This is a genomic window from Nitriliruptor alkaliphilus DSM 45188 (assembly GCF_000969705.1).
Lineage (GTDB): Bacteria > Actinomycetota > Nitriliruptoria > Nitriliruptorales > Nitriliruptoraceae > Nitriliruptor > Nitriliruptor alkaliphilus.
Window position 1 is genome coordinate 1,362,775 of the sequence record NZ_KQ033901.1, and the last position, 21,638, is coordinate 1,384,412.

The 21,638-nt window shown below is 73.0% G+C and carries 16 protein-coding genes; 11 read left to right on the forward strand and 5 right to left on the reverse strand.

All coding sequences use genetic code 11. From position 1 onward, the window contains the following. The first annotated feature begins 109 nt into the window (after window positions 1–109). The 4 genes from NITAL_RS06430 to NITAL_RS06445 are packed head-to-tail and all read left to right on the forward strand — an operon-like array spanning window position 110 to window position 3,652. On the forward strand, window positions 110–1,138 hold the full coding sequence (locus NITAL_RS06430) for a helix-turn-helix domain-containing protein (protein ID WP_052665287.1): 1,029 nt from the start codon (window positions 110–112) through the stop codon (window positions 1,136–1,138). After that, window positions 1,138–1,932 carry a molybdate ABC transporter substrate-binding protein gene (modA, locus tag NITAL_RS06435; RefSeq protein WP_211262242.1) on the forward strand — a complete coding sequence of 265 codons (795 nt, stop codon included), beginning with the start codon at window positions 1,138–1,140 and terminating at the stop codon, window positions 1,930–1,932. The genes NITAL_RS06430 and modA overlap by 1 nt, the downstream gene beginning before the upstream one ends. After that, window positions 1,929–2,606 carry a molybdate ABC transporter permease subunit gene (gene modB / locus NITAL_RS06440; protein WP_211262243.1) on the forward strand — a complete coding sequence of 226 codons (678 nt, stop codon included), beginning with the start codon at window positions 1,929–1,931 and terminating at the stop codon, window positions 2,604–2,606. Before modA ends, modB begins: the two co-directional genes overlap by 4 nt. Further along, the gene (locus NITAL_RS06445; RefSeq protein WP_169786755.1) at window positions 2,603–3,652 is read left to right on the forward strand and encodes an ABC transporter ATP-binding protein; all 1,050 of its coding nucleotides are present in this window, start codon (window positions 2,603–2,605) and stop codon (window positions 3,650–3,652) included. Before modB ends, NITAL_RS06445 begins: the two co-directional genes overlap by 4 nt. Window positions 3,653–3,655: 3 nt before the next feature. Here NITAL_RS06445 and NITAL_RS06450 read toward each other — a convergent pair whose 3' ends face one another. Next, window positions 3,656–4,228, reverse strand: a complete 573-nt coding sequence (locus NITAL_RS06450; protein WP_083441292.1) for a DinB family protein — start codon at window positions 4,226–4,228, stop codon at window positions 3,656–3,658. A 170-nt stretch (window positions 4,229–4,398) separates the two neighbouring features. Between NITAL_RS06450 and NITAL_RS06455 the strand changes: the two genes are divergently transcribed. Continuing rightward, window positions 4,399–5,502: a GGDEF domain-containing protein gene (locus NITAL_RS06455; RefSeq protein WP_052665290.1), complete on the forward strand. Its 1,104-nt coding sequence runs from the start codon at window positions 4,399–4,401 to the stop codon at window positions 5,500–5,502. On the opposite strand, the gene NITAL_RS06460 is transcribed toward NITAL_RS06455, so the two are convergent. Then, window positions 5,483–6,187 (reverse strand): molybdenum cofactor biosynthesis protein, encoded by a 705-nt coding sequence (locus NITAL_RS06460; RefSeq protein WP_052665291.1) that lies wholly within the window; start codon window positions 6,185–6,187, stop codon window positions 5,483–5,485. The two genes, NITAL_RS06455 and NITAL_RS06460, sit on opposite strands and share 20 nt — an antisense overlap. A 113-nt stretch (window positions 6,188–6,300) precedes the next feature. On the opposite strand from NITAL_RS06460, the gene NITAL_RS06465 reads away from it, so the two are divergent. Together NITAL_RS06465 and moaA are read left to right on the forward strand one after the other, a co-directional pair. Beyond that, window positions 6,301–8,010 carry a serine/threonine-protein kinase gene (locus tag NITAL_RS06465; RefSeq protein WP_052665292.1) on the forward strand — a complete coding sequence of 570 codons (1,710 nt, stop codon included), beginning with the start codon at window positions 6,301–6,303 and terminating at the stop codon, window positions 8,008–8,010. 55 nt (window positions 8,011–8,065) lie between these two features. Beyond that, window positions 8,066–9,094, forward strand: coding sequence for a GTP 3',8-cyclase MoaA (moaA, locus tag NITAL_RS06470; RefSeq protein ID WP_052665293.1), 1,029 nt, complete (start codon window positions 8,066–8,068; stop codon window positions 9,092–9,094). A gap of 43 nt (window positions 9,095–9,137) precedes the next feature. On the opposite strand, the gene NITAL_RS06475 is transcribed toward moaA, so the two are convergent. Next, window positions 9,138–10,637: an HNH endonuclease signature motif containing protein gene (locus tag NITAL_RS06475; RefSeq protein WP_052665294.1), complete on the reverse strand. Its 1,500-nt coding sequence runs from the start codon at window positions 10,635–10,637 to the stop codon at window positions 9,138–9,140. A gap of 309 nt (window positions 10,638–10,946) precedes the next feature. Here NITAL_RS06475 and NITAL_RS06480 point away from each other — a divergent pair, with 309 nt between their 5' ends. Continuing rightward, entirely contained in the window at window positions 10,947–12,308 is a 1,362-nt protein-coding gene (locus NITAL_RS06480; RefSeq protein WP_157041663.1) for a serine hydrolase, read from the forward strand. A 13-nt stretch (window positions 12,309–12,321) separates the two neighbouring features. On the opposite strand, the gene arcC is transcribed toward NITAL_RS06480, so the two are convergent. Further along, window positions 12,322–13,284: a carbamate kinase gene (gene arcC, locus NITAL_RS06485; protein WP_052665296.1), complete on the reverse strand. Its 963-nt coding sequence runs from the start codon at window positions 13,282–13,284 to the stop codon at window positions 12,322–12,324. 1 nt (window position 13,285) lies between these two features. Further along, a complete protein-coding gene (gene argF, locus NITAL_RS06490; protein ID WP_052665297.1) occupies window positions 13,286–14,287 on the reverse strand; it encodes an ornithine carbamoyltransferase in 1,002 nt (333 codons plus the stop codon). Between the two features lie 146 nt (window positions 14,288–14,433). Here argF and NITAL_RS06495 point away from each other — a divergent pair, with 146 nt between their 5' ends. The 3 genes from NITAL_RS06495 (at window position 14,434) to NITAL_RS06505 (ending at window position 21,626) form a co-directional block, all read left to right on the forward strand. After that, on the forward strand, window positions 14,434–16,089 hold the full coding sequence (locus tag NITAL_RS06495; protein WP_052665298.1) for an FAD-binding dehydrogenase: 1,656 nt from the start codon (window positions 14,434–14,436) through the stop codon (window positions 16,087–16,089). 136 nt (window positions 16,090–16,225) lie between these two features. After that, entirely contained in the window at window positions 16,226–17,854 is a 1,629-nt protein-coding gene (locus tag NITAL_RS06500; RefSeq protein WP_052665299.1) for an adenylate/guanylate cyclase domain-containing protein, read from the forward strand. Between the two features lie 172 nt (window positions 17,855–18,026). Next, a complete protein-coding gene (locus tag NITAL_RS06505; protein ID WP_052665300.1) occupies window positions 18,027–21,626 on the forward strand; it encodes an adenylate/guanylate cyclase domain-containing protein in 3,600 nt (1,199 codons plus the stop codon). Window positions 21,627–21,638: the final 12 nt, after the last annotated feature.

Genomic DNA, 21,638 nt, shown 5'->3' on the forward strand with positions numbered 1-21,638 from the left:
GCTCCTACGTTGGTTACGGTCGCGTAACTTACGTTGACGTCGGTGTCGAGTCAACCTGTCCCGTTGGCGGAACCGCCTGGAACCTGGCACCCTTCGCCAGGGAGCTGGCATGCGCCGGGAGGCCGCGATGGGTGAGGTCGGGGACGTGGGCCGGCGGGTGCGACACCGTCGCCGCGCCCTCGGACTCAGCCAGGACGAGCTCGCCGCGCGGGCCGGGGTGAGCCGCCAGGCCGTCGGGGCACTCGAGGGCGGCAAGCACCTGCCGCGGGTCGACGCGGCGCTCGGCCTGGCCCGCGCGCTCGGGACCACCGTGGAGGACCTGATGGCGGTGGGGCCCCCCACGGCGCTCGGGGTGCTCGACGGGCCGCCGCTGGACGGCCGGCCGGTGCGTGCCGCCCAGGTCGGTGACCACACGGTGGTCGTCCCGCTCCCGGCGACGGCCGACGGCGAGACGTGGCCGGTCCCGGACGCGGTCGTCAACCGTGGCCGCGTCGAGGTCCTCGACGGTGCGGACCTCGATGGCTTCGTCATCGTCGGCTGCGATCCGGCGCTCGGGCTGCTGGCCGGTCTGGCCCCGGCCCGTGGCCCGGGACGGCTGCTGCCGGTGCTCGCCTCGTCCTCCGCGGCGCGGCTCGCCCTGACCACGGGCCGCGCCCACGCCGCCGTCGTGCACGACACGGTGCCACCCTCGCCGCGCCAGCCCGACCGGCTGCGCCGACTCCCCCTCGCGACGTGGCGGACGGGGCTCGCCGCGCCGGACGGCCACCCCACCGCGCTGCCGGATGCGCTCACGGGCAGCGGGGTGGTCGTGCAGCGCGACCCGGGAGCCGCCGCGCAGGTCGCCTTCGAACGCCACCTCTCGACAGGCGGGCACCCACGCCCGGCCGGACCGATCGCCGCGGGCCACCTCGATGCCGCGCGGCGGGCGGCCGAGCACGGGGTCGCGGCCGTCACCATCGAGCCGGTCGCGGTGGCGCTCGGCCTGGCGTTCCACCCGCTCGAGACCCACGCGGTCGAGGTGTGGATCGAGGCGACCGCGATCGACCACCCCGGTGCACGCGTGCTCGGCGAGCTGCTCGGATCGGCCCGGCTGCGGGACCGCCTGGCGGTGCTCCCCGGGTACCAGGTGGCGGCGTGATGCGCCGGATCACCTTGCTGTTGGTCGTGTCGTTCCTCGCCGTCTCGTGCGGCGGGGACGAGCCCGCTGCGGCCACGGATCGGTTGCTGGTCGCGGCAGCGTCGGACCTCCGGCCCGCCTTCGAGGAGCTCGGGGAGCGCTTCACCGCCGAGACCGGCGTCCCCGTCGGCTTCGACTTCGGGTCGTCGGGCCAGCTCGCGCAACGCCTCATCGAGGGCGCCGCGTTCGACCTCTACGCGTCCGCCAACGTCGCCTTCGTCGACCAGGTCCTGGCCGAGGGCGTGGGCGACGCGGCCACACGCCGGACCTACGCGTTCGGCCGGCTCGTCATCTGGGCGCCGCAGGAGCGGTGGGCAGGGTGGGAGCGACTCGAGGACCTCGCCGAGGACGAGGGCGTGGTCACCCTCGCCATCGCCAACCCCGAGCACGCCCCCTACGGCGCCGCGGCGCAGGAGGCGCTCCGCGCGACCGGGACGCTGGAAGCAGTGCGGGGCCGCCTCGTGTACGGCGAGAACATCTCCGACACCCAGCGGCTCGTCGAGACCGGCAACGCTGACGTCGGGATCCTGGCCCTCTCGCTGGCGGTCGCCGCCGACGAACGCGGTGTCGGCCGGTGGGTCCTCGTCGACGAGGACCTGCACGACCCGCTCCAGCAGGAGCTGGTGGTCACGGCGAACGATCAGGACCGGGCTGCGCTGGCCCGCGGCTTCGTCGACCTCGTCGACGGCGAGGAGGGTCGCGCGGTCATGCGACGCTTCGGGTTCCTGCTGCCGGGTGACGAGGCCCCGTCGTGACGGGAGCCCTGGCCGGGGTGGACTGGGCGCCCCTGTGGCTGTCGCTGCGGGTCGCATCGCTGGCGACCGTGATCGCCACGGTGGTCGGCATCGGGGGCGCCTACGTCCTGGCGCGTGGCCGGTTCCCGGGGCGCCGGTTCCTGGAGGCCGTGGCGAGCCTGCCGATCGTCCTTCCCCCGACGGTGCTCGGCTACTACCTGCTGGTGTCGATCGGGCGCCGGTCGCCGTTCGGTCGCGCGTGGGAGTCGGTCACCGGGGGGCCGCTGGTCTTCACGCCGACCGCCGCGGTCATCGCGGCGGCGCTCGCGAGCACGCCCTTCTGTCTTCGGGCGGCCCGCGCTGCGATCACCGACGTCGACCGCCGCTACGAGGAGGCTGGCCGGGTGGCGGGCCTGTCCGAGCGGCGCATCGTGTTCGAGGTCACCCTCCCCATCGCGCAGCGCGGCATCCTCGCCGGGATCGCGCTGGCCTTCGCTCGGGCCCTCGGCGACTTCGGCACGACGATCATGGTCGCCGGCAACGTGCCGGGACGCACCCAGACCATGCCGATCGCGGTCTACGACCGGGTCCAGGCCTTCGACTACGCCACCGCCGGCGTCCTGGCCGTCATCCTGTCGGTGGTGGCCGTGCTGGCGCTGCTGGTGGTCTCACGCTTCGAACGGGCCCCGTGGTGAGCCTCGAGGTCCAGGTGCAGCGCACCATCGACGACTTCCACCTCGACGTCGACCTGCGCAGCGACGCGCTCATCACCGTGCTGATCGGCCCGTCGGGGGGCGGCAAGACCTCCACGCTCCGGTCGATCGCCGGGCTCGACACGGGCGGTCGGCAGCGGATCGTGGTGGCGGGTCGCACCATCGCCGACAGCGGCAGCGGCCGACAGCTGCCGCCCCAGGAGCGCCGCCTCGGGATGGTCACGCAGAGCTCCACCCTGCTGCCGCACCGCAGCGTGCTGCGCAACGTCGCCCTGGCGGTCCGGGACGGGGACCGCGGGGGGCGGACGGCGGACGCCCGGACGTGGCTGGCCCGGGTGGGAGCCGATGCGTGGTCCGACCGGCGCCCGTCAGCGTTGTCCGGCGGGCAGCAGCAGCGGGTGTCGTTGGCCCGTGCGCTCGCTGGCCGGCCGCACCTGCTGCTGCTCGACGAGCCCTTCAGCGCCGTCGACGCCCCGTCGCGGGCGGCGCTCCGCGGGCTGCTCCGGCGGCTCGCCCAGGAGACGTCCACCCCCGTGCTGCTGGTCACCCACGACCCAACGGAGGCGCTCACCCTGGCCGATCACCTCGCCGTCATCGAGGACGGCCGGATCACCCAGCAGGGGCCACCCGCTGACGTGACCGCGCGTCCACGCTCGCGATGGGTCGCGGAGCTGGTCGGCCTCAACCTGTTGCGCGGCACCGCCGTCGGCACGCTCGTGCGCCTCGACGGTGGCGGTGAGCTGCGCACCGCCGATGCCGCGCAGGGTCCCGTGGCCGTGACGATCCATCCCCGTGCCGTGTCCGTGCACCGCGTCCGTCCCGGCGGCAGCCCGCGCAACGTCCTGACCGGCGAGATCGTCGACCTCGATGCCCGAGGCGATCACGTCCGGGTGCGCGTCGACGGTCTCGTACCCCTCGTCGCCGAGGTGACGCCGCAGTCGGTCGCGGCCCTCGACCTCGGCGTCGGTGGCGCGGTGCACCTCGCGGTCAAGGCGACGGAGATCGCGGTTCACGCCGATGTGCCGTGACGGTCACTCGCCGACGGCGCCGTCGATGCGCTCGCGCAGCAGGTCGGCGTGCCCGTTGTGGCGGGCGTACTCCTCGATCATGTGGGTCAGCACCCACCGCAGCGACAGGGTGCCGTGGTGGCGGTGGTCGGCGGTGATGTCGAGGTCGGGTGCGTTGGCGACGAACGCGTCAGCGAAGGCGACCTCCTCGCGCCACCGCCGCCAGGACTCGGCGACCACGCCCGGGTCGGCGATCGCGCCGGCCCAATCACCGTCCGGCGCGTCCTCGGTCCAGTAGTGGAACGGGGTGTCCTCACCGGCGAGGAAGCGCCGGAACCAGTTGCGCTCGACGTCGGTCAGGTGGCGAACCATCCCCAGGAGCGACATCGTCGAGGGTTCCACCGCGCGGCGCGCGAGCTGCTCGGCGTCGAGCCCGCTGCACTTCCACTCGAGCGTCTCGCGCTGCCATCGCAGGAAGCCGAGCAACGTGGCGCGTTCGTCGCCGGTCCCCGGCGGTTCGGTACGCCCATCCCCGGTCGTGTCGGCACCCTCCGCCGGGAAGGTGCCGACGGCGACCCAGCGTCCACTCTCGCTCACGACACTCTCCCTCGATGCCCGTCGGTCCGTTCCGGCCTGCGGGAACAGCAGGCGAGGCCGGCTCGCGCACCGTGACTGGCCGAACGCGCGCGCGGCCACGGTGCGCGCCGTACCGTGGGCCGCTCGGCCGGTCCCGCTCCGCGGCGCTCCGTCCGTCGCGGAGGTCCCAGATGCGGGCGCAGGACGGCGAGGCCGACGACCCGGCGGTGCGGTACGTCTACCACGTCGTGCTCGCGGTGCCGTTGGCCCTCACCGTGCTCGCCTGGTCCGTCTGGGGCGTTGACGACACGTTCCGACGGCTCGTCTCCCCGGCCATCGTCCTCGTGCACGGCGCCCTCCTGGTGGCTCTCGGCAGAGGGCCGAGGGCCGTCCGCGCCGTCGCACCGTGGATCGTGACCTCGTTGGCCCTGATCGTGCTGGCCCGGCTGGCGGTGTGGGAGCTGTCGCCGAGTTCGCGGCCCGACAGCGTCGGGCTGCTCGTCGCCACGGTCGGTCTCCTCGGGGTGGCCGCGGCGCTCGCCTTCCTGGTCTTCGGAACCCGGCGTGGCATCCAGGTCAACCTGGTCGGTTACGCCCTCTTCGCCCTCGGTGCCGCCTGGTCGGCCTCGTGGGGGATGCTGGCCGAGACCCGTGCCACGGGGGCGGTGGTCGTCGTCGCGGCGGGACACGCCATGCTCATCGGTGTGGTCTGGGTGCTGGCCCGCAACGTCGAGAAGCTCGCTGCGGCCCGCGCCCATGCCCAGCTGCTCGAGCTGCAGGCGACCACCGATCCGCTGACGAGGATCGCCAACCGTCGTCGGTTGGACGACGAACTCGGCCGGGGCATGGCCCAGGCGCGCCGGCACGGCCAACCGCTGTCGGCGATCCTGGTCGACCTCGACCACTTCAAGACCGTCAACGACACCTTCGGTCACGATGTCGGTGATGCGGTCCTGATCGCCACGGTCGCCCAGCTGCACCAGGTCGTGCGATCCGGCGACCTGCTCGGCCGCTGGGGCGGGGAGGAGTTCATGCTGCTCGCGCCGCAGACGGGGCACGCCGAAGCGTGCACCCTCGCCGAACGCTGCCGCGCGAGCATCGCCGCGACACCGGTCACCGCAGGCGTCCCCGGGGTCACGGCGAGCCTGGGGGTCGCGACCCTCGAGCCGGACGAGGACGCCCGGGCCCTGCTGCGCCGAGCGGACCTCGCGCTGTACACCGCGAAGCGCGAGGGACGCGACCGCGTGGTCGGGATCGCTGGCCTCGGCGAGGCCGTCAGTCCGGCGGAGGTGTGAGGCCGACCCAGCGGTGCTCGCCGTCGGTGGTGACCTCGCGCTTCCAGATGGGGACGCGGTCCTTGACCCGTTCCAGCCCGTCGCGGCAGGCATCGAACGCTGCCGCGCGGTGGGCGGCGCACGCGGCGACCAGGATCGTGTGATCCCCGACCGCCAGCTCGCCGGTCGCGTGCAGGAGCGCCAGCCCTCGGACGTCCGGGTGCTCGGCGACGAGTTCGCCGGCGATATCGGCCAGCACCTTCTCGGCCATCTCGGGGTACGCCGAGTAGTCGAGACGCACGACCCCGTCCAGGTCCGGGGCGTGGTCGCGGACCGTGCCGAGGAAGGACACCGCGGCCCCGACCGGCGGCGAGGTGATGTCGGCCAGCACGGTGTCGACGTCGAACGGCGGCGCGACCAGCCCCGTCACCACGCGCGGGTGACCGTCGTCGTGTCCCGCGCCGCCGGCCACCGGTGGCAGGACGGCGACCTCGGTCGCCCCCTCGAGCAGCTGGCTGTCGGATGCGACCTCGAGGTCCACGGCGACGTTGACCCGCGCCAGCAGCGGTGCCAGCCGGGGGTGGTCGGCGGCGAGTTGCGCCCGGAGGTCGGCGACGGTGGCGTCGTCGGGCACGGTCACCGTGAGGCGCCGCTGACCACCCGCACGCTCCCACAGGCCGCCGAACAACCTCACCTCGAGCTCCACGCGGGCGCCTCCTCGGTCGGGCGTCTCCGCGACGCGACCGCCCCTGGTCACGTTACCCCCGCCACTCGGCCACCCGTCCGTCCGTCGCGCACCGGCGCGTTACCGTCACATGGATGGCCTCCACGACCGACCGCCGAGTCGGCGGACGTTACGAGCTGATGCGTCGCATCGCGCGTGGAGGGGGTGGCACCGTCTGGGCGGGCTACGACCACCTCCTCGAGCGCGACGTCGCGGTCAAGCACGTGATGATCCCCGACGACCTGCCCGAACCGGAGCGTGAGCTCCTGCGGGCCCGGGTCCGCTCCGAGGCGCGCGCTGCGGCCAGGCTGTTGCACCCGTCCGCCGTCACGATCTTCGACGTGATCGCCGAGGACGGGGACGTGCACCTCGTGCTCGAACTGGTCGACGATCCGACCCTGGACGAACTGGTCGCCCGCGAGGGTCCGCTGCCGGAGGCGGATGTCGCGGTGATCGGTCTGCGGATGCTGGACGTCCTCGTGGCAGCGCACGAGCGCGGCATCGTCCACCGCGACGTCAAGCCGTCCAACATCTTCGTCTCCGACGAGGGCGAGGTGAAGCTCACCGACTTCGGTATCGCGTCCATGGACGGCGAGGCGCGGCTGACCCGCACCGGCGCGACCATGGGCTCGCCGCAGTTCATCGCGCCCGAGCAGGCCCTCGGACACGACGCGGCGCCGGCTGCCGACCTGTGGGGGCTCGGGGCGTCGCTGTACCTCGCCGTCGAGGGGGTCCCACCCTTCGAGCGCAGCAACGCGGTCGCCACCGTGCACGCGGTCGTGCACGAGGACGCCCGCCCGATGGAACGTGCCGTGGACCTGGCGCCGCTGCTGTCGCGACTGCTCGAGAAGCGTCCCGAGGATCGACCCGACGAGAGGTGGTTGCGTGGCGAGTTCGCGCGACTCGCGGGGGTGGACACACCTCCCGTGGCTGCTGAGGACACCGCCGTCGTGCCGATCCGCAGCACACCGGTCACGGAGCCGACGCCCCACCCCACCGATGAGGGTGGTGGCGAGGAGGACGACAGCGCCCTGACCGCTTCGGTCGCCGTGCCGCCCGCCGCACCGTCCCGCGAGGACGATGCCGCGCCGGCGGCGGACGACCGTGCCGATCGGCGGTGGGTGCCAGCGGCCGCTGTGCTGGCGCTGATCGTGATCGTCGGCTTCGTGATGCTCACCCGGCTCGGCGGTGACGATCCGGGCCGGGACGACGAGCAGATCGCCGCTCCCGACGAGACCGACGAGGCGACCACGGGTGAGGGTGCCGATCCCGACGCGGACGCCGAACCCGACCCCGATGGCGCGGACGGGGACGGCTCGGAGGATGACGCCGAGGTCGCCGCCGAGAACGCGGTGCCGGAGGCCGAGGTACCGGACGACTGGCAGACCATCGAGGGCCCGGCCTACCAGGTCGCGGTACCGGCGGGCTGGGAGGTCGAGCAGGGCCAGGGTCGGATCATCGACCACCGCGACCCGGACAGCTCGACCTACCTGCGGGTCGACTGGACGCCGGAACCACTGGACGACCCGTTCGCGAACTGGGAGGCGCAGGACGCCGCCCTCGCCGGACGCTTCGAGGACTACGAGCGTCAGCAGCTCGCCGAGGTGACCTTCCGTGGGCAGCCCGCGGCGCTGCTCGAGTACACCTACACGGCCGGTGGTACGCAGCTGCGCGCCTACAACCTCAACATCCGCTACAGCGACGACCGGGCCTACGCGCTGAACCTCCAGTCCCGCGCCGACGACTGGGACGAGGTCGAGCCGATGTTCGCCTCGATGGTGGGTGGCTTCCAGCCCGACGGCTGATCGGGTTCGCGGCCCGCAGCGGCGGCCGGGTGACCGGCTGGGTACGGTTCGCCTCGTGGGAACTCCTGAGGTGACGACGTTGCGCGACCGGCTCGGACGGCCGGTCGAGGACCTGCGCGTGTCGGTCACCGACCGCTGCAACCTGCGCTGCCGGTACTGCATGCCGCGCGAGGTCTTCGGCCCCGACCACACCTTCCTGCCGCGTTCCGAGCTGCTGAGCTTCGAGGAGATCACCCGCATCGTGCGCACGGCAGCCGGCCTCGGCGTGACCAAGGTCCGGCTGACCGGCGGTGAGCCGCTGCTGCGCAAGGACCTGCCCGAGCTGATCGCCCAGCTCGTGGCCATCGATGGCCTCACCGACCTGGCCCTGACCACCAACGGGTTGCTGTTGCCCCAGCAGGCAGCCGCGCTGGCCGACGCGGGGTTGCACCGCATCACCGTCAGTCTCGACGCTCTCGACGAAGCGACGTTCCGTGAGGTCGCCGACACCAAGGCGTCCATCCTCGGGGTGCTCGAGGGGATCGAGGCGGCACGTGCCGCCGGCCTCGGCCCGATCAAGGTCAACACGGTCCTCCGCCGCGGGATGAACGACGACCAACTCGAGGACCTCGCCGGGTGGGCGCGCGAGGCCGACGTGACCCTCCGGTTCATCGAGTTCATGGACGTCGGTACCACCAACGGCTGGCTCCGTGACGGGGTGGTGCCCGCCGCGGAGGTGGTCGACCGAATCCACGCCCGGTGGCCGATCGAACCCGTCGACCGCGACCACCCGGGCGAGGTCGCCGAGCGCTACCGCTACACCGACGGGGCCGGCGAGGTCGGGGTGGTGGCATCGGTGACCCGGGCGTTCTGCCGCGACTGCACCCGCGCCCGCCTGTCCGCCATCGGCGAGCTCTACACCTGCTTGTTCGCCGCGACCGGCCACGACCTGCGAGCGGTGCTGCGCGACGAGGCCGCGGACGACACCAGGTTGCGCGACCGGTTCGCCGCCATCTGGTCGGCGCGGACCGACCGTGCCTCGGAGCTGCGTGCCGAGGAGGGCCTCACCGGCCCACGCGTCGAGATGTCCTACATCGGCGGGTAGCGGCCACCGCCCGGTCGTGGACAGGGGTGAGGCCCCCGGGCCGTCAGGTCCCGGGGGGCGCGGGGCGGGGTGGAGGTCGGTGCTCGCCGACTGTGTCCCGATGCCGGCGCGGGTCGTCCGGCGCGCGCCAGGTGGCGGGGACGGCCGTGGTGGTCAGCCCGCTGCGCGGGTGGTGCCAGGTGCGGACGCCGGCGCCGCTCTGGGTGACGCGCCAACCGGCGGCCTCCTTCTGGCGGTTGGTCGCCGGGCACAGCGGGCCGACGTTGTCGACGTCGGTCGAGCCAGCCACCTCGTCGGGCCCGGTCGGCCACCACGGCACGGCGTGGTCCACGTCAGCGCCCCGAGCAGCGCGATCGCAGCCCGGTCCGGTGCAGGTGTCGTGCAGCGCGTCGAGGACGTCCGACAGCCAGCCGGGCTGCCGCCGCGTCGATCGGCCGACACCGACGACGGTCCCGTCGTCGTCCACGACGATCGTCCGCAGCAGCGCACCACGTTCGTCGAGCAGCTGCCCGGCCGCCGCGGAGGTGAGCCTGAGGCGGCCGCCGACCAGCGTGGTGAGCAGGTCGGCAGGGACCCGTTCGTCGAGCAGCGCAGCGAACGGGAGTCGGAGGAGCAGCTTGGGTGGCTGGAGCCGTTCCCGCCACCGGGCGGTCGGTGCGTCCTCCGCCGGCTCCCTGGCGTCACCGTCGCCGGTGTCCCCGTCGAGCTCGCGGGCGTCGGCGTCGGCCAGGCGCGCGAGGAGCGCGTCGGCGCGCGCCGCACCGACACCGCCCGGGTGGTCCAGCAGTGCGGCGGGTGGGGTGGTGGTCGCGTCGAGCAGCGCGAGGCCAGGCGCGTCGAGCTCGCCGTGGAACCGGCCGCCCGTGCCGTCGAGGTAGGGCTGGATCGTGAGGTGACGACGGTCGGTGGCGTCCTGTTCGCGTGCGGCGAGGTCGTCGGGACGGAGCTCATCGAGGGCGTCGGCCACCTGACGGACGAGCACGTCGGGGTCGGGCCGGTCGAACCGGTCGAGGCCGTCGAGCAGGGCCGTCAGCAGGCGGTCCAGGTCGTCGTCGAGTTCGGTCGGGGCGCTGCGCAGCGCGAGTGCGAGGCCGCGCAGCTGCGCGAAGCTGACGCGCCCCGTCCGGACCGCGGCGTCCAGGGCCGGGAGGCGGTGCATGAGCTGGCAGGTGCGCACCAGCAGGCGTCGGTCCATACGGGTCTGTGACGCGACGGCCGCCAGCCAGTGGTCGATGCCGACGCCGGTCGTCGACGGGACGTCGTCGGTCGCCAGCAGGTCGGCGAGCCCGGCGACGGCGCCGAGCATGGCCCGGTCGGCGGCCGTCAGCTGCTCGAGGACGGTGGCCAGTGCCGGCAGCTCGGCGAGCACCGGCAGCCCGAAGGGCGGCGCGTCGTCGTGGGCGATCACGGTGCCGCCGTCGTCGTGGGTGTCGTACCCGCCGAGCCGCTCGGCCGCGACCGATGGCCAGCCGCGACCGCGACCCGGCACCGAGCGGTGGGCGCGGGTGCCGACGGTCGCGTGGAGGCGGGTCGTCGAGGTCATGGAACGCATCCAACACGGCCGGTGTGACACGCGCGGGGTCCGGGGCCTGGGGCCTGTGGATGAGTCCGCGCCGGCCTCGGGCAGGTGGTGAGCGTCGGGCCGTCGAAGACTCGGGGCGGCCCGGTGATCGAGGGAGGCGGTTGCGTGGACACGATGGGACAGGGCCGCGCGCCACGGCACGGACGGTGGCCGCGATCGCGACGGGTAGCAGCGGCGCTCGCGGTGGCGGCAGGTCTCCTCGGCGCCACCGCTGACCCCGCGGCGGCCGGTCCGACGGGCAGCGTCGCTGGGCCGGGCACCGAGCCTTGGGTGCCGGTCCCGCGCGAGGAGGTCGCCGAACGCTGCGGTCTCGACCCGGACCTGATGGACCAGGCCGACGCGATCCTGTCGGCGACGCCGTACACGGTCGTGCGGTACGGGCAGCTGTGCTGGAGCGGTGGCTACCCGACCGGGACGACCACGACTCACCAGGTGTGGTCGATCACCAAGACCCTCGGCGGGCTGCTGGTCGGCATGGTGGCCGCGCGGAGCAGCCTGGACGACACCGACCCGATCACCGACTGGGTCGACGAGGACGACCTCGGTGCCATCAACCCCGAGGCGACCGTCGCGCACGTCCTGGCGATGACCGCGACGGAGGAGGACCTCTCGCACGGTGCGAAGGGCCCGTGGAGCTACGACCTCGCCGGGGACCGTGAGATCGACGTGCTCGTCGGGGTGATGAACCGCGTCATCGAGGAGGAGCCCGACGCCTTCCCCGGCGTGTCGAACATCGCCGAGTTCGCCCAGGTCGAAGTGTTCGACCGGATGGGGATGGCCGGATCGAACTGGCCGGGTCAGAGCATCGCCGGGACGATGGTCTCCACTTCCGAGGACCTGGCGAGGCTCGGCCTGTTGCTCCTGCGCCGAGGGATGTGGGACGGCGAGGCGCTGCTCGACGAGCGGTACGTCTACCGGATGACCCACCCGGCCTTCGAGGACACCAACACCGGCTACGGCTACCTGACCTACGTCAACGCGGCCGAGGACTGGACGTACTCGACCGGCACGGCGGACCTGACCTGCTCCCCGTACGCCACCTGGCCGAGCTACCCGCACGCGCCCTTCTTCGAGGAGCCGGACGCGGGCGGCGGCACCCCGTTCGACGAGGTCGTCCACGACATCGGCATGGCGTTCGCTGCGGGGGCGGGGGGACAGCGCATCTCGGTCCACCGCGGACTCGACCTCGTCATCACGGCGCGCGACGGCGTCGTGTCCACCGATCCGGACGACCCCGGCTTCTTCGAAGGTCACAAGTCGATCTGGGCCGCGATCCGCCCCGCGCTCGTGGCGCTCGACCCGACCTTCGACGGGGACGAGGATGCCTTCTGCGAGGCTTACCGGCGTAGCGCCTACGCGCCCGATCTGCTCGATCCGTGGTCGGCCTCGGCGAGCCAGGGGGCGGTCCCGGCGCCGGTGCCGGACGGCACGGGTGCAGGGGACAGCGTCGAGGAGGCGCTCGACGACGACACCCCCGAGGCTGCGGAACCCGACGCGTCGACGACCGGCGAGCAGGACACCGCACCGCCCGGCCCGACGTCCACGCCGCTGCCGGTCACCGGCGGCGTCGGCGGCCTGCTCGCTGGCCTGCTGGGACTGGCGGCGGCCGGCGCGCTGCGACGCCGCGCTTGACCGCCGCCGCGGTTCAGTTGGCGCGTCTGGGTTCGGGGACCGCGAGGTCGCCCGGCCCTCCGTACTTGCCGCCGGGGGTCACGATCGTCCCCGCCTTGCCCTCGAGGATCTCCTGCGCGTCCTCGAGCCGGCCGATCGCGGCCATGTCGCCCGTCAGCTCCACGAACCGGCACGCCGCGTCGACCTTGGGACCCATGGAGCCGGCCGCCAGCTCCTCGCGACGCATCGCCGCCGGCGTCGCCCGCGCGATGGGTTCCTCCTCGGGCGTCCCGAAGTTGCGCGACACCTGGGGGACGTCCGTCAGGATCATGAGCACGTCGGCATCCAACGCCTCGGCCAGGACCGCGGCCGTGAGGTCCTTGTCGACCACGGCCTCGACACCCTGGAGGCGACCCTCCTCGTTGCGGATGACGGGCACACCGCCGCCGCCGGCGCAGACCACGACCGCGCCGCTGTCGAGCAGCAGCCGGATCAGCCGGGTCTCGATGACCCGCTGGGGGCGCGGTGAGCCGATGACGCGGCGCCACCCCTGCCCGTCCGGCTTGACCGTCCAGCCGCGCTCGGCAGCCAGTTCCCTGGCCCGGTCCTCGTCGTAGACCTCGCCGATGAACTTGGTGGGGTCCGCGAACGCCGGGTCGCTGGCCATGACCAGGGTCTGGTTCATGATGCTGGCGACCTGGCGCCCGGGCAGATGGTTCTGCAGCGACTGGAGTAGCCAGTAGCCGATCATCCCCTGCGTCTGCGCACCGAGGACGTCGAACGGGTAGGGGGTGGTCAGGTTCGGGTCCGAGGCGCTCTGGAGCGCGAGCACACCGACCTGCGGACCGTTGCCGTGGGTGAGGACGAGCTCGTGATCCTCGGCCAGGGGCGCCAGGGCTGCGACGGCCCGGGCGACGTTGGCCGCCTGGGTGGACGCGTCCGGCTTCTGGCCCCGTTCCAGCAGCGCGTTGCCGCCGAGGGCGGCCACGATGCGCACGTCAGGCCCCCATCGTGGCGACGAGCACCGCCTTGATGGTGTGCATCCGGTTCTCGGCCTGGTCGAACACCACCGAGTGCTCGGACTCGAACACCTCGTCGGTGACCTCGAGCGCGTCGAGGCCGGTGCGCTCGTACAGCTCGGCGCCGACCTTCGTGTTCCGGTCGTGGAACGCCGGCAGGCAGTGCATGAACTTCACGTCCGGGTTGCCGGTCGCGCGGACCACGTCCATGGTCACCTGGTAGGGCTGCAGCTGGGCGATGCGCCGGTCCCACGCCTCGGCCGGCTCACCCATCGAGACCCACACGTCGGTGTAGAGGAAGTCGACACCGGCGACACCCTCGGTGACGTCCTCGGTGTGGGTGATCCGAGCGCCCGTGTCGGCCGCGATCTTCTCGGCCTGGTCGATGATCGCCTGCTCGTTCCACAGGGCCTTCGGTGCGACCATCCGCACGTCCATGCCCATCATCGCGCCCGCGATCAGCAGCGAGTTGCCGACGTTGTTGCGGGCATCCCCGAGGTAGGCGAACGCGATCGCGCTGTCGGGCTTCCGACTGTGTTCGCGCATGGTGAGCATGTCGCACAGCATCTGGGTCGGGTGCCACTCGTCGGTCAGGCCGTTCCACACGGGTACGCCGGCGAACGCTCCGAGGATCTCGACGTTCTCCTGCGCCGACCCGCGGTACTCGATGCCGTCGTAGTAGCGGCCGAGGACCCGGGCGGTGTCCTTCATGGACTCCTTGTGCCCGATCTGGGTGCCGGTGGGCTCGAGGTAGCTGACCTGGGCGCCCTGGTCGTAGGCGGCGACCTCGAACGCGCACCGTGTCCGGGTCGAGGTCTTCTCGAAGATGAGGGCGATGTTCCTGCCGGTGAGGCGGCGCTGCTCACGTCCGTCGGCCTTGGCGGCCTTCAGGTCGGCGGCGAGGTCGAGGAGGTACTTCCACTCCTCGGGGGTGAAGTCGAGCTCCTTGAGGAAGTTGCGGGCGCTGAGGTCGATGGTCATCGTCGGCAGCCTTCGTGACGTGAGTCGGTGGGAGAGTGTTGCGTGCCCGGGGCACCTCGTGCCCCGAGCGTGTGCGGACCGGTCAGATGCCGCCCATCCGCCGAGGCCACTAGCGTCACCGTCCGGTGCGACGAGGGAGGCTGCCGGTGGCGCAGGACGCAGACGTGATCGTGGTGGGTGGCGGCCTCGCGGGGCTCGTCGCGGCGGCCGAGGTGGCCGACGCGGGACGCCGGGTGGTCCTCGTCGACCAGGAACCGGAGACGAGCCTCGGCGGCCAGGCGTTCTGGTCGTTCGGTGGGCTGTTCCTGGTGAACTCGCCCGAGCAGCGCCGGCTGCGGATCAAGGACTCCCATGCCCTGGCCCACCAGGACTGGATGGGCACCGCCGGGTTCGACCGGGAGGAGGACCACTGGCCGCGGCAGTGGGCCGAGGCCTACCTGGACTTCGCCGCCGGTGAGAAGCGGTCGTGGCTGCTCGAGCAGGGCATCTCGCTGTTCCCGATGGTCGGGTGGGCCGAGCGGGGCAGCGGCGTCGCGTACGGGCACGGCAACTCGGTGCCTCGCTTCCACATCGTCTGGGGGACCGGCCCCGCCATCGTCGAGGCGTTCGAGCAGCGGGTCCGTGCGCACGTGGACGCGGGTCGGATCGAGCTGCGCTTCCGCCACCGGGTCGACGCACTGTCGGTCACCGGGGGTGTGGTCGACGGCATCAGCGGTGCGGTGCTCGAGGACGCCGACGTCGGCCGTGGCGAACGCAGCTCTCGCGTCGAGGTCGGCGAGTTCGAGCTGCACGCCCAAGCCGTGATCGTCACCTCCGGCGGAATCGGCGGCAACCACGACATGGTGCGGGCCAACTGGCCCGAGCGGCTCGGGACGCCGCCGAAGCGCCTGCTGTCCGGCGTGCCCCACCACGTCGACGGTCGAATGCTGGCCATCACCGAGGACGCCGGCGCGAGCCTCATCAACCGCGACCGCATGTGGCACTACACCGAGGGCATCGCCAACCACTCGCCGATCTGGCCGATGCACGGCATCCGGATCCTGCCGGGTCCGTCGTCGCTGTGGCTCGACGCGACGGGCAAGCGCCTCCCGGTCCCGCTGTTCCCCGGTTTCGACACCCTCGGCACGCTCGAGCACATCGCCCGCAGCGGGCACGAGCACACCTGGTTCGTGCTGACCCAGCGGATCATCGAGAAGGAGTTCGCGCTGTCGGGGTCGGAGCAGAACCCGGACCTCACCGGCCGGGACATCCGACTGTTGACCAAGCGGCTCGGTGCTGGCGCGCCCGGTCCCGTCGAGCTGTTCAAGCAGAAGGGCGTCGACTTCGTCGTGGAGCACAGCCTCGAGGCGTTGGTACGCGGCATGAACGAACTGACCGACGAGCCGCTGCTCGACTTCGACCGGGTGCGCACCGAGGTCCAGGCCCGCGACCGCGAGCTCGCCAACCCCTTCACCAAGGACCTGCAGATCGCGGCGATCCGCGACACCCGCAGCTACGTCGGTGACAAGCTGATGCGGGTCACGCCGCTGCACCGTCTGCTCGACCCGGACGCCGGCCCGCTGATCGGGGTGAAGCTCAACCTGCTGACCCGCAAGACCCTCGGCGGGCTCGAGACCGACCTCGAGGGTCGTGTCCTGCAGCCGGGTGGCGACCCCTTCCCCGGCCTGTACGCGGCCGGTGAGGTCGCCGGGTTCGGCGGTGGCGGGATGCACGGCTACCGGGCGCTCGAGGGCACGTTCCTCGGCGGCTGCATGTTCAGCGGTCGAGCGGCGGGTCGCGCGGCGGGGGCCGCCACCGCCTGACCACCGCGACGCCAGAGCGACCCGGGGATGCGTACCTGGCTGGGAAGCACCACGGGGCTGTCGGCGCAGCGGGCGAGCCGTTAGGTTGAGGCGAGCCTTCCGGGGTGATGGGCGGTGACGGCGCTCGGGATGCGGTGTGGCTGCGCACGAGGACGTCCTGACCGGCGAGCGCGCGGTCGCGCTCGCGATCGTGCTCGCGCTCCCGCTGGTCGCGCTGGCCCTGTTGCTCGCCGTGCCGGAGCTCGACGGGCGGTGGGAGCACCAGCCGGCCCACTTCTGGCTCGTCCTCGGCGTCGCCGTCGTCAACGTCGTCCTCGGGGCAGCCACCAGCGAGGCAGCCGCCCGCCGCGGCGACCCCCGCACGTTCGCCGTCTCCCTCGCGTTGCTGCTCAGCGCCGGGTTCCTCGCCTTGCACGCGCTGGCGACGCCGGGGGTCCTACTGGACGGACCCAACACGGGGTTCGTCCTCGCCACGCCCGTCGGCCTGCTGCTCGCCTCGGCCGTGGCGGCGGCGTCTGCGAGGCTCGACGGTGCCAGCCCGTCGGTCGGGTTGACCGTGCAGCGCCGGCTGCGCGCCGCCGTGTTCGCCCTGCTGGCCGTCTGGGCCGCCGCCTCGTTGGCGCAGGTTCCGCTGCTCGACCGGCCACCGCCGGACGAGATGCCCGTCGGTCTCCGCCTGTTGGCCGGCCTCGCCGTCCTCCTCTACGCGTACGCCGCCGTGCGGTACCTCGCGCTGTACCGCGAGCGGCGTCGCGTCCTGCCGCTGGCCGTGGCGGTGGCGTGGATCCTGCTGGCGCAGGCCATGATCGCCGTCGTGTTCGCGCGCAACTGGCACGCCACCTGGTGGGAGTGGCACGTCCTCATGGCTGCGGCCTTCGGCGTCATCTTCCTCGCCGCCCGCCGGGAGTACCGCCGTGAGGGGACCGTGGCTGGGGCGTTCGCCGGGCTGTACCAGGCGCGGACCCTGGCGCTCGTGGACCGCCAGTCCTCCGATGCGCTCGACGCCCTCACCGACGCCATGCGGTCCGGGGAACCGCTCGAGCCGGTCCGCGCGCAACTCCGCGTGGACGGACTCACCGGCGAGCGGATCGCCGCCCTCGAACAGTCGGCCGCGTCGCTGCGGCAGGTCAGCGACCTGCTCCACGGCTACGTCGGCTCACAGCTCGCTGACCAGCTCGCGGCCGAGCCCAGCCTCGCTGACCTCGGCGGACGCGGGGTCGAGGTCAGCGTGCTGTTCGCCGACCTCGTCGGGTTCACGAGCTTCTCCGAGTCCCGCCCTCCCGAGGAGGGTATGGAGCTGCTCAACACCTACTGGGCCGCGGTCGTGCCGGCGATCGTCGACGAGTACGGCGGGTTCGTCGAGCGGTTCGCCGGCGACGGCATCCTGGTGATCTTCAACACCCTCGGCGACCAGCCCGACCACGCCCTCCGCGCCTGCCGGTGCGCCTGGTTCATCCAGCAGGCGACCGGCCGCATCGCCGCCGCGCACGACGACTGGCCGCGGTTCCGCATCGGCATCAACACCGGGCCGGCGGTCGTCGGCAACGTCGGCGCGGCCCAGCGCCGTAACTTCACGGTGATCGGTGACACGGCCAACACCGCGGCCAGGTTCGAGGCGCTCGCCCGTCCGGGCCGAGTCCTGATCGGGCCGGCCACCTTCGAACGCGTCCGGGACGATCTGTCCGTGACGCCGCTCGGCAGCCACCACCTCAAGGGCAAGGCCGATCCGATCGATGTCTACGAGGTCGCCGACATCGGACCGTGATGCGGCACCCGTGATGAGGCGCCGGCATCGCGCGTGACCCCTTCCCTCCGGGCCTCGGCTCTGTCAGCATGACAGACGCTGGCCGGCGTGCCGGCGAAGGTGTGGTTGTTCCAGGTGCGATCGGCCGCCAGGACGCCTGACGGCTGACGGTGGTCGACCGGGGCGGTAGGCGATGCGCTGCTCGGCGTGTGGGCACGCGAACACGAGCGACGCACGGTTCTGCGCGCAGTGCGGCACCGGCCTGTCACGGACCTGCCCGGCGTGCGACCACGCCGTCGAGCCCGATGCTCGGTTCTGCTCGGCGTGCGGGACCTCGCTGCTCGACGACGAAGCGCCGCGTCGGGAGCGTGACCTCGAGCGGTACGTGCCGGAGGCGCTCCTGCACAAGATCCGGGCCGCTCGCGCCGGCGGCGCGATGCGGGGTGAGCGGCGCACCGTCACGATGCTGTTCGCCGACATCCAGGGCTCGACCGCAGCCGCAGAACGCCTCGATCCCGAGGAATGGGCCGAGATCGTCAACGGCGCCTTCGAGCACCTGATCGCACCCGTCTACCGCTACGAGGGGACGCTGGCGCGGCTGCAGGGCGACGCGATCCTGGCCTTCTTCGGGGCCCCGGTGGCCCACGAGGACGACGCGATACGGGCCGTCCGCAGCGGGCTGGACATGCTCGAGGCGATCCGCGACTACGCCGCCGATGTCCAGCGGGAGTCGGGCGTCCCCATCGCGATCCGCGTCGGTATCAACACCGGTCTGGTGGTCGTCGGTGAGGTCGGTTCGGACCTGCGGGTCGAGTACACCGCACTCGGTGACGCGATCAACGTCGCTGCCCGCATGGAGCAGCTCGCCGATCCTGGCACGGTGCTGATCACCGACGACACCGCCGGGCTGCTCGATCACGGCTTCATCCTCACCGAGATGGGGCCGGTCGACGTCAAGGGCCGGACCGGCCCGGTGATCGCCTTCCGGGTGGACGGCGTGGCCGCCGACGAGGTGGCGGACGACACGGCACCCCCGCTCGTGGGCCGTGATCGCGAGCGGGCGGCCGTGTCGGCCGCTCTCGAGCGGCTCGTCGACGGCGTCGGCGGGATCGTCACCATCGTCGGTGAGGCGGGCATCGGGAAGTCGCGGCTGCTGGCCAGCGTGCGCCACGAGGCCGAGGCGGCGTACGCCATCGCCGCGACCAGCGACGCCGCCGGGGAGCTGGCCTGGCTCGACGGACACTGCAGGTCGTTCGACACGGGCGTGCCCTACGCCCCGTTCCTGGACCTGGCCGCACGGTGGCTCGACGTCGACCTCACCGACGAGGTCACGTTCGACCGCATCGCGGAGATGGTCACACGAGCGCTTGGCGGGCCGGACGCCGACATGAGCACGTTCCTCGCGCACGTCGCCGGCGCCCCGTTGCCGCCGGAGCCTGCCGCCCTCGTCGCCGCGCTCGAGACGCCCACCCTCCACGCCAAGACGACGGACGCCATCGTCGGCTACCTCGAGGCCGAGGCGAACCGATGGCCGCTGGTGATCGCCCTCGACGACCTCCACTGGGCCGACGCCCTTTCGCTCGGCCTGACCGAGCGCCTGATCGCGTCGGCCGAACACGTCCCGCTCACCCTCGTGTTGTCCCTGCGGCCGGTCCGCGAGGAGCCGGCGTGGCGGCTGGTCGAGCTGGCCTCCCGTGAGGCGGCACACCGTCACACGCACCTCCACCTCGACGCGCTCGAGCCGGCCGCAGCCGACGCGCTGCTCGAGGTCCTGCTGGGCGATCGCCAGGTCTCGGCCGAGGAACGGCAGCGGATCCTGGAACGCGCGGACGGCAACCCGCTGTTCGTCGAGGAGCTGGCGGGATCGGTCCGGGAGCACGGCGCGCCAGACGTGCCCACCTCGCTCGCCGGGCTGCTGAGCGCGAGGCTCGACCGCCTCGATGACGACGGCCGCCTGGTCGCCGAGGTCGCTGCGGTCGCCGGTCGCGAGTTCGAGGCAGCTGCGGTGGCCGAGCTCGCCGACGGGATCGACGTCGACACGACGCTGCGTGAACTGGTCCGCCAGGGCGTCCTCGTCGAGCGTCGCCGACGGCCGACGCCCCTGTACGCCTTCCGTCACGCGCTCATCCAGGAAGCCGCGTACAACATCGTGCTCCTGCGCGATCGGCGTGTCCTGCACGGCCGGCTCGCCCGCTACCTCGAGCGGATCGAGGCGGACCTGCCGCACGACATCGCCCGGCACCACCTGGCGAGCGACACCCCCAGCGCCGCGTTCCCCTGGTTGGTCGAGGCGGGTGTGCGGGCGAGCCGGGCGATGTCCCTGGCCGAGGCGATCCGCCTGTTCACCACGGCGCTCGACCACCTGCCACCCGACGCCTCCGCCGAGGAGGTCGCTCGGGCGCACATCGGGCTGGGCGAGGCGTACTCGCTCGTGCCCGATCTCGACCACGCGTCGGCCGCCTACCAGTCGCTGGCCGACCTCGGCCGCCGCACCGGCCAACCCTCGCTCGAGGTCCGGGCGCTCAACCGCCTCGGGATCAACGCCGCTGCGATCGGGGCCGACTTCTCGGCCGCCCACGAGTACCTGGGCGCGGCGAAGGCCGTGGCCGAGGAAGCCGGCGACGAGGTCGGCCTCGCCGAGTACCACATGAACGCCTGCTTCATCGCGGTCGCCCAGGGTGAGCTGACGCGGGCGATCGAGCACGACACGGAGACCGCCCGGCTCGGCGCCGCCAGCGGCGTCGACGAGGTTCGCGTCTCCGGGCTCGTCCGTCGGGTGATGAACCTCGTGTCCGCGACGGACTTCGAGCGGGTCGACGAAGCCCTCGAGGAAGCACGTCGGGTCGCAGCGGAGGTCGGTTCGGATGCCGCCCTGGCCGTGCTGGCGGCGCACGTGGACGCCGTCCTGCTCCGGCGCGAGGGTGACCTGGTGGGCAGCCTGGAGCTCCTGACCACAGCCAGCGAGACGCTGGAACGGTACGGCTCGTTCTACACCGCGATCACCCAGGCCCAAGCGGGACGGCTCGCCCTGTCGCTCGGCCGTGTCGACATGGCGCTCGCCATGCTCTCGGCGGCGCTGCGCACCGCCGAGCGTGACGGACAACCGTTCGCGACCAGCCTGGCCTCGGCGACCATGTCGCGGATCCACGCGCTCTGCGGGGACGTCCCTGGGAGCGATCGCTTCCGCGCGCAGGCTCTCGAGACGCTGGCGCGCCCCTTGGGGGAGTTCCTCGCCTCCAGTGTGTGGGCGGATCTCGGCATCGCGAGCATGGAACGAGGTTCCTGGAGCGACGCCGAGGCGGACGTCGCGCTCGGGCTCCAGGCGTCCTCGAGCAGCCGCTTCTTGGAACGGCCGCAGCTGCTGGCGGGCGCGGCCCGGGTCGCGTTCGAGCGCGGCGACCTGGCCCGGGCCCGTCAGTTGACCGACGAAGCCAGCGCCCACGCCGGGGAGCTCGCCCTGCGGATGTTCGCACCGCTGGTCGCCTCGATCGCCGCGTCGCTCTCGCGGGCCGAGGGTGACCTCGCCGGCGCCGACGAGCGGCTCGCCCGAGCGGAGGCCGATGCCGGCTGGATGGGGATGCGCCTCCTGGCCTGCGACATCGTTGCCGCCCGGGCGGACGTGGCCGCCGCGGAGGGACGGGACGACGATGAGGCGAGCCATCTCGCGCGTCGCGACCGGTGGATCGAGGAGATCGCGGGAGACGTGGCCGACCCCGACCTCCGTGCCGGGCTCATCCGGCGGTTGCAGGGGACACCGCGCCACGCCCCGACCCATCCGACCACGTCGCCGTGACGGGCGACGGAC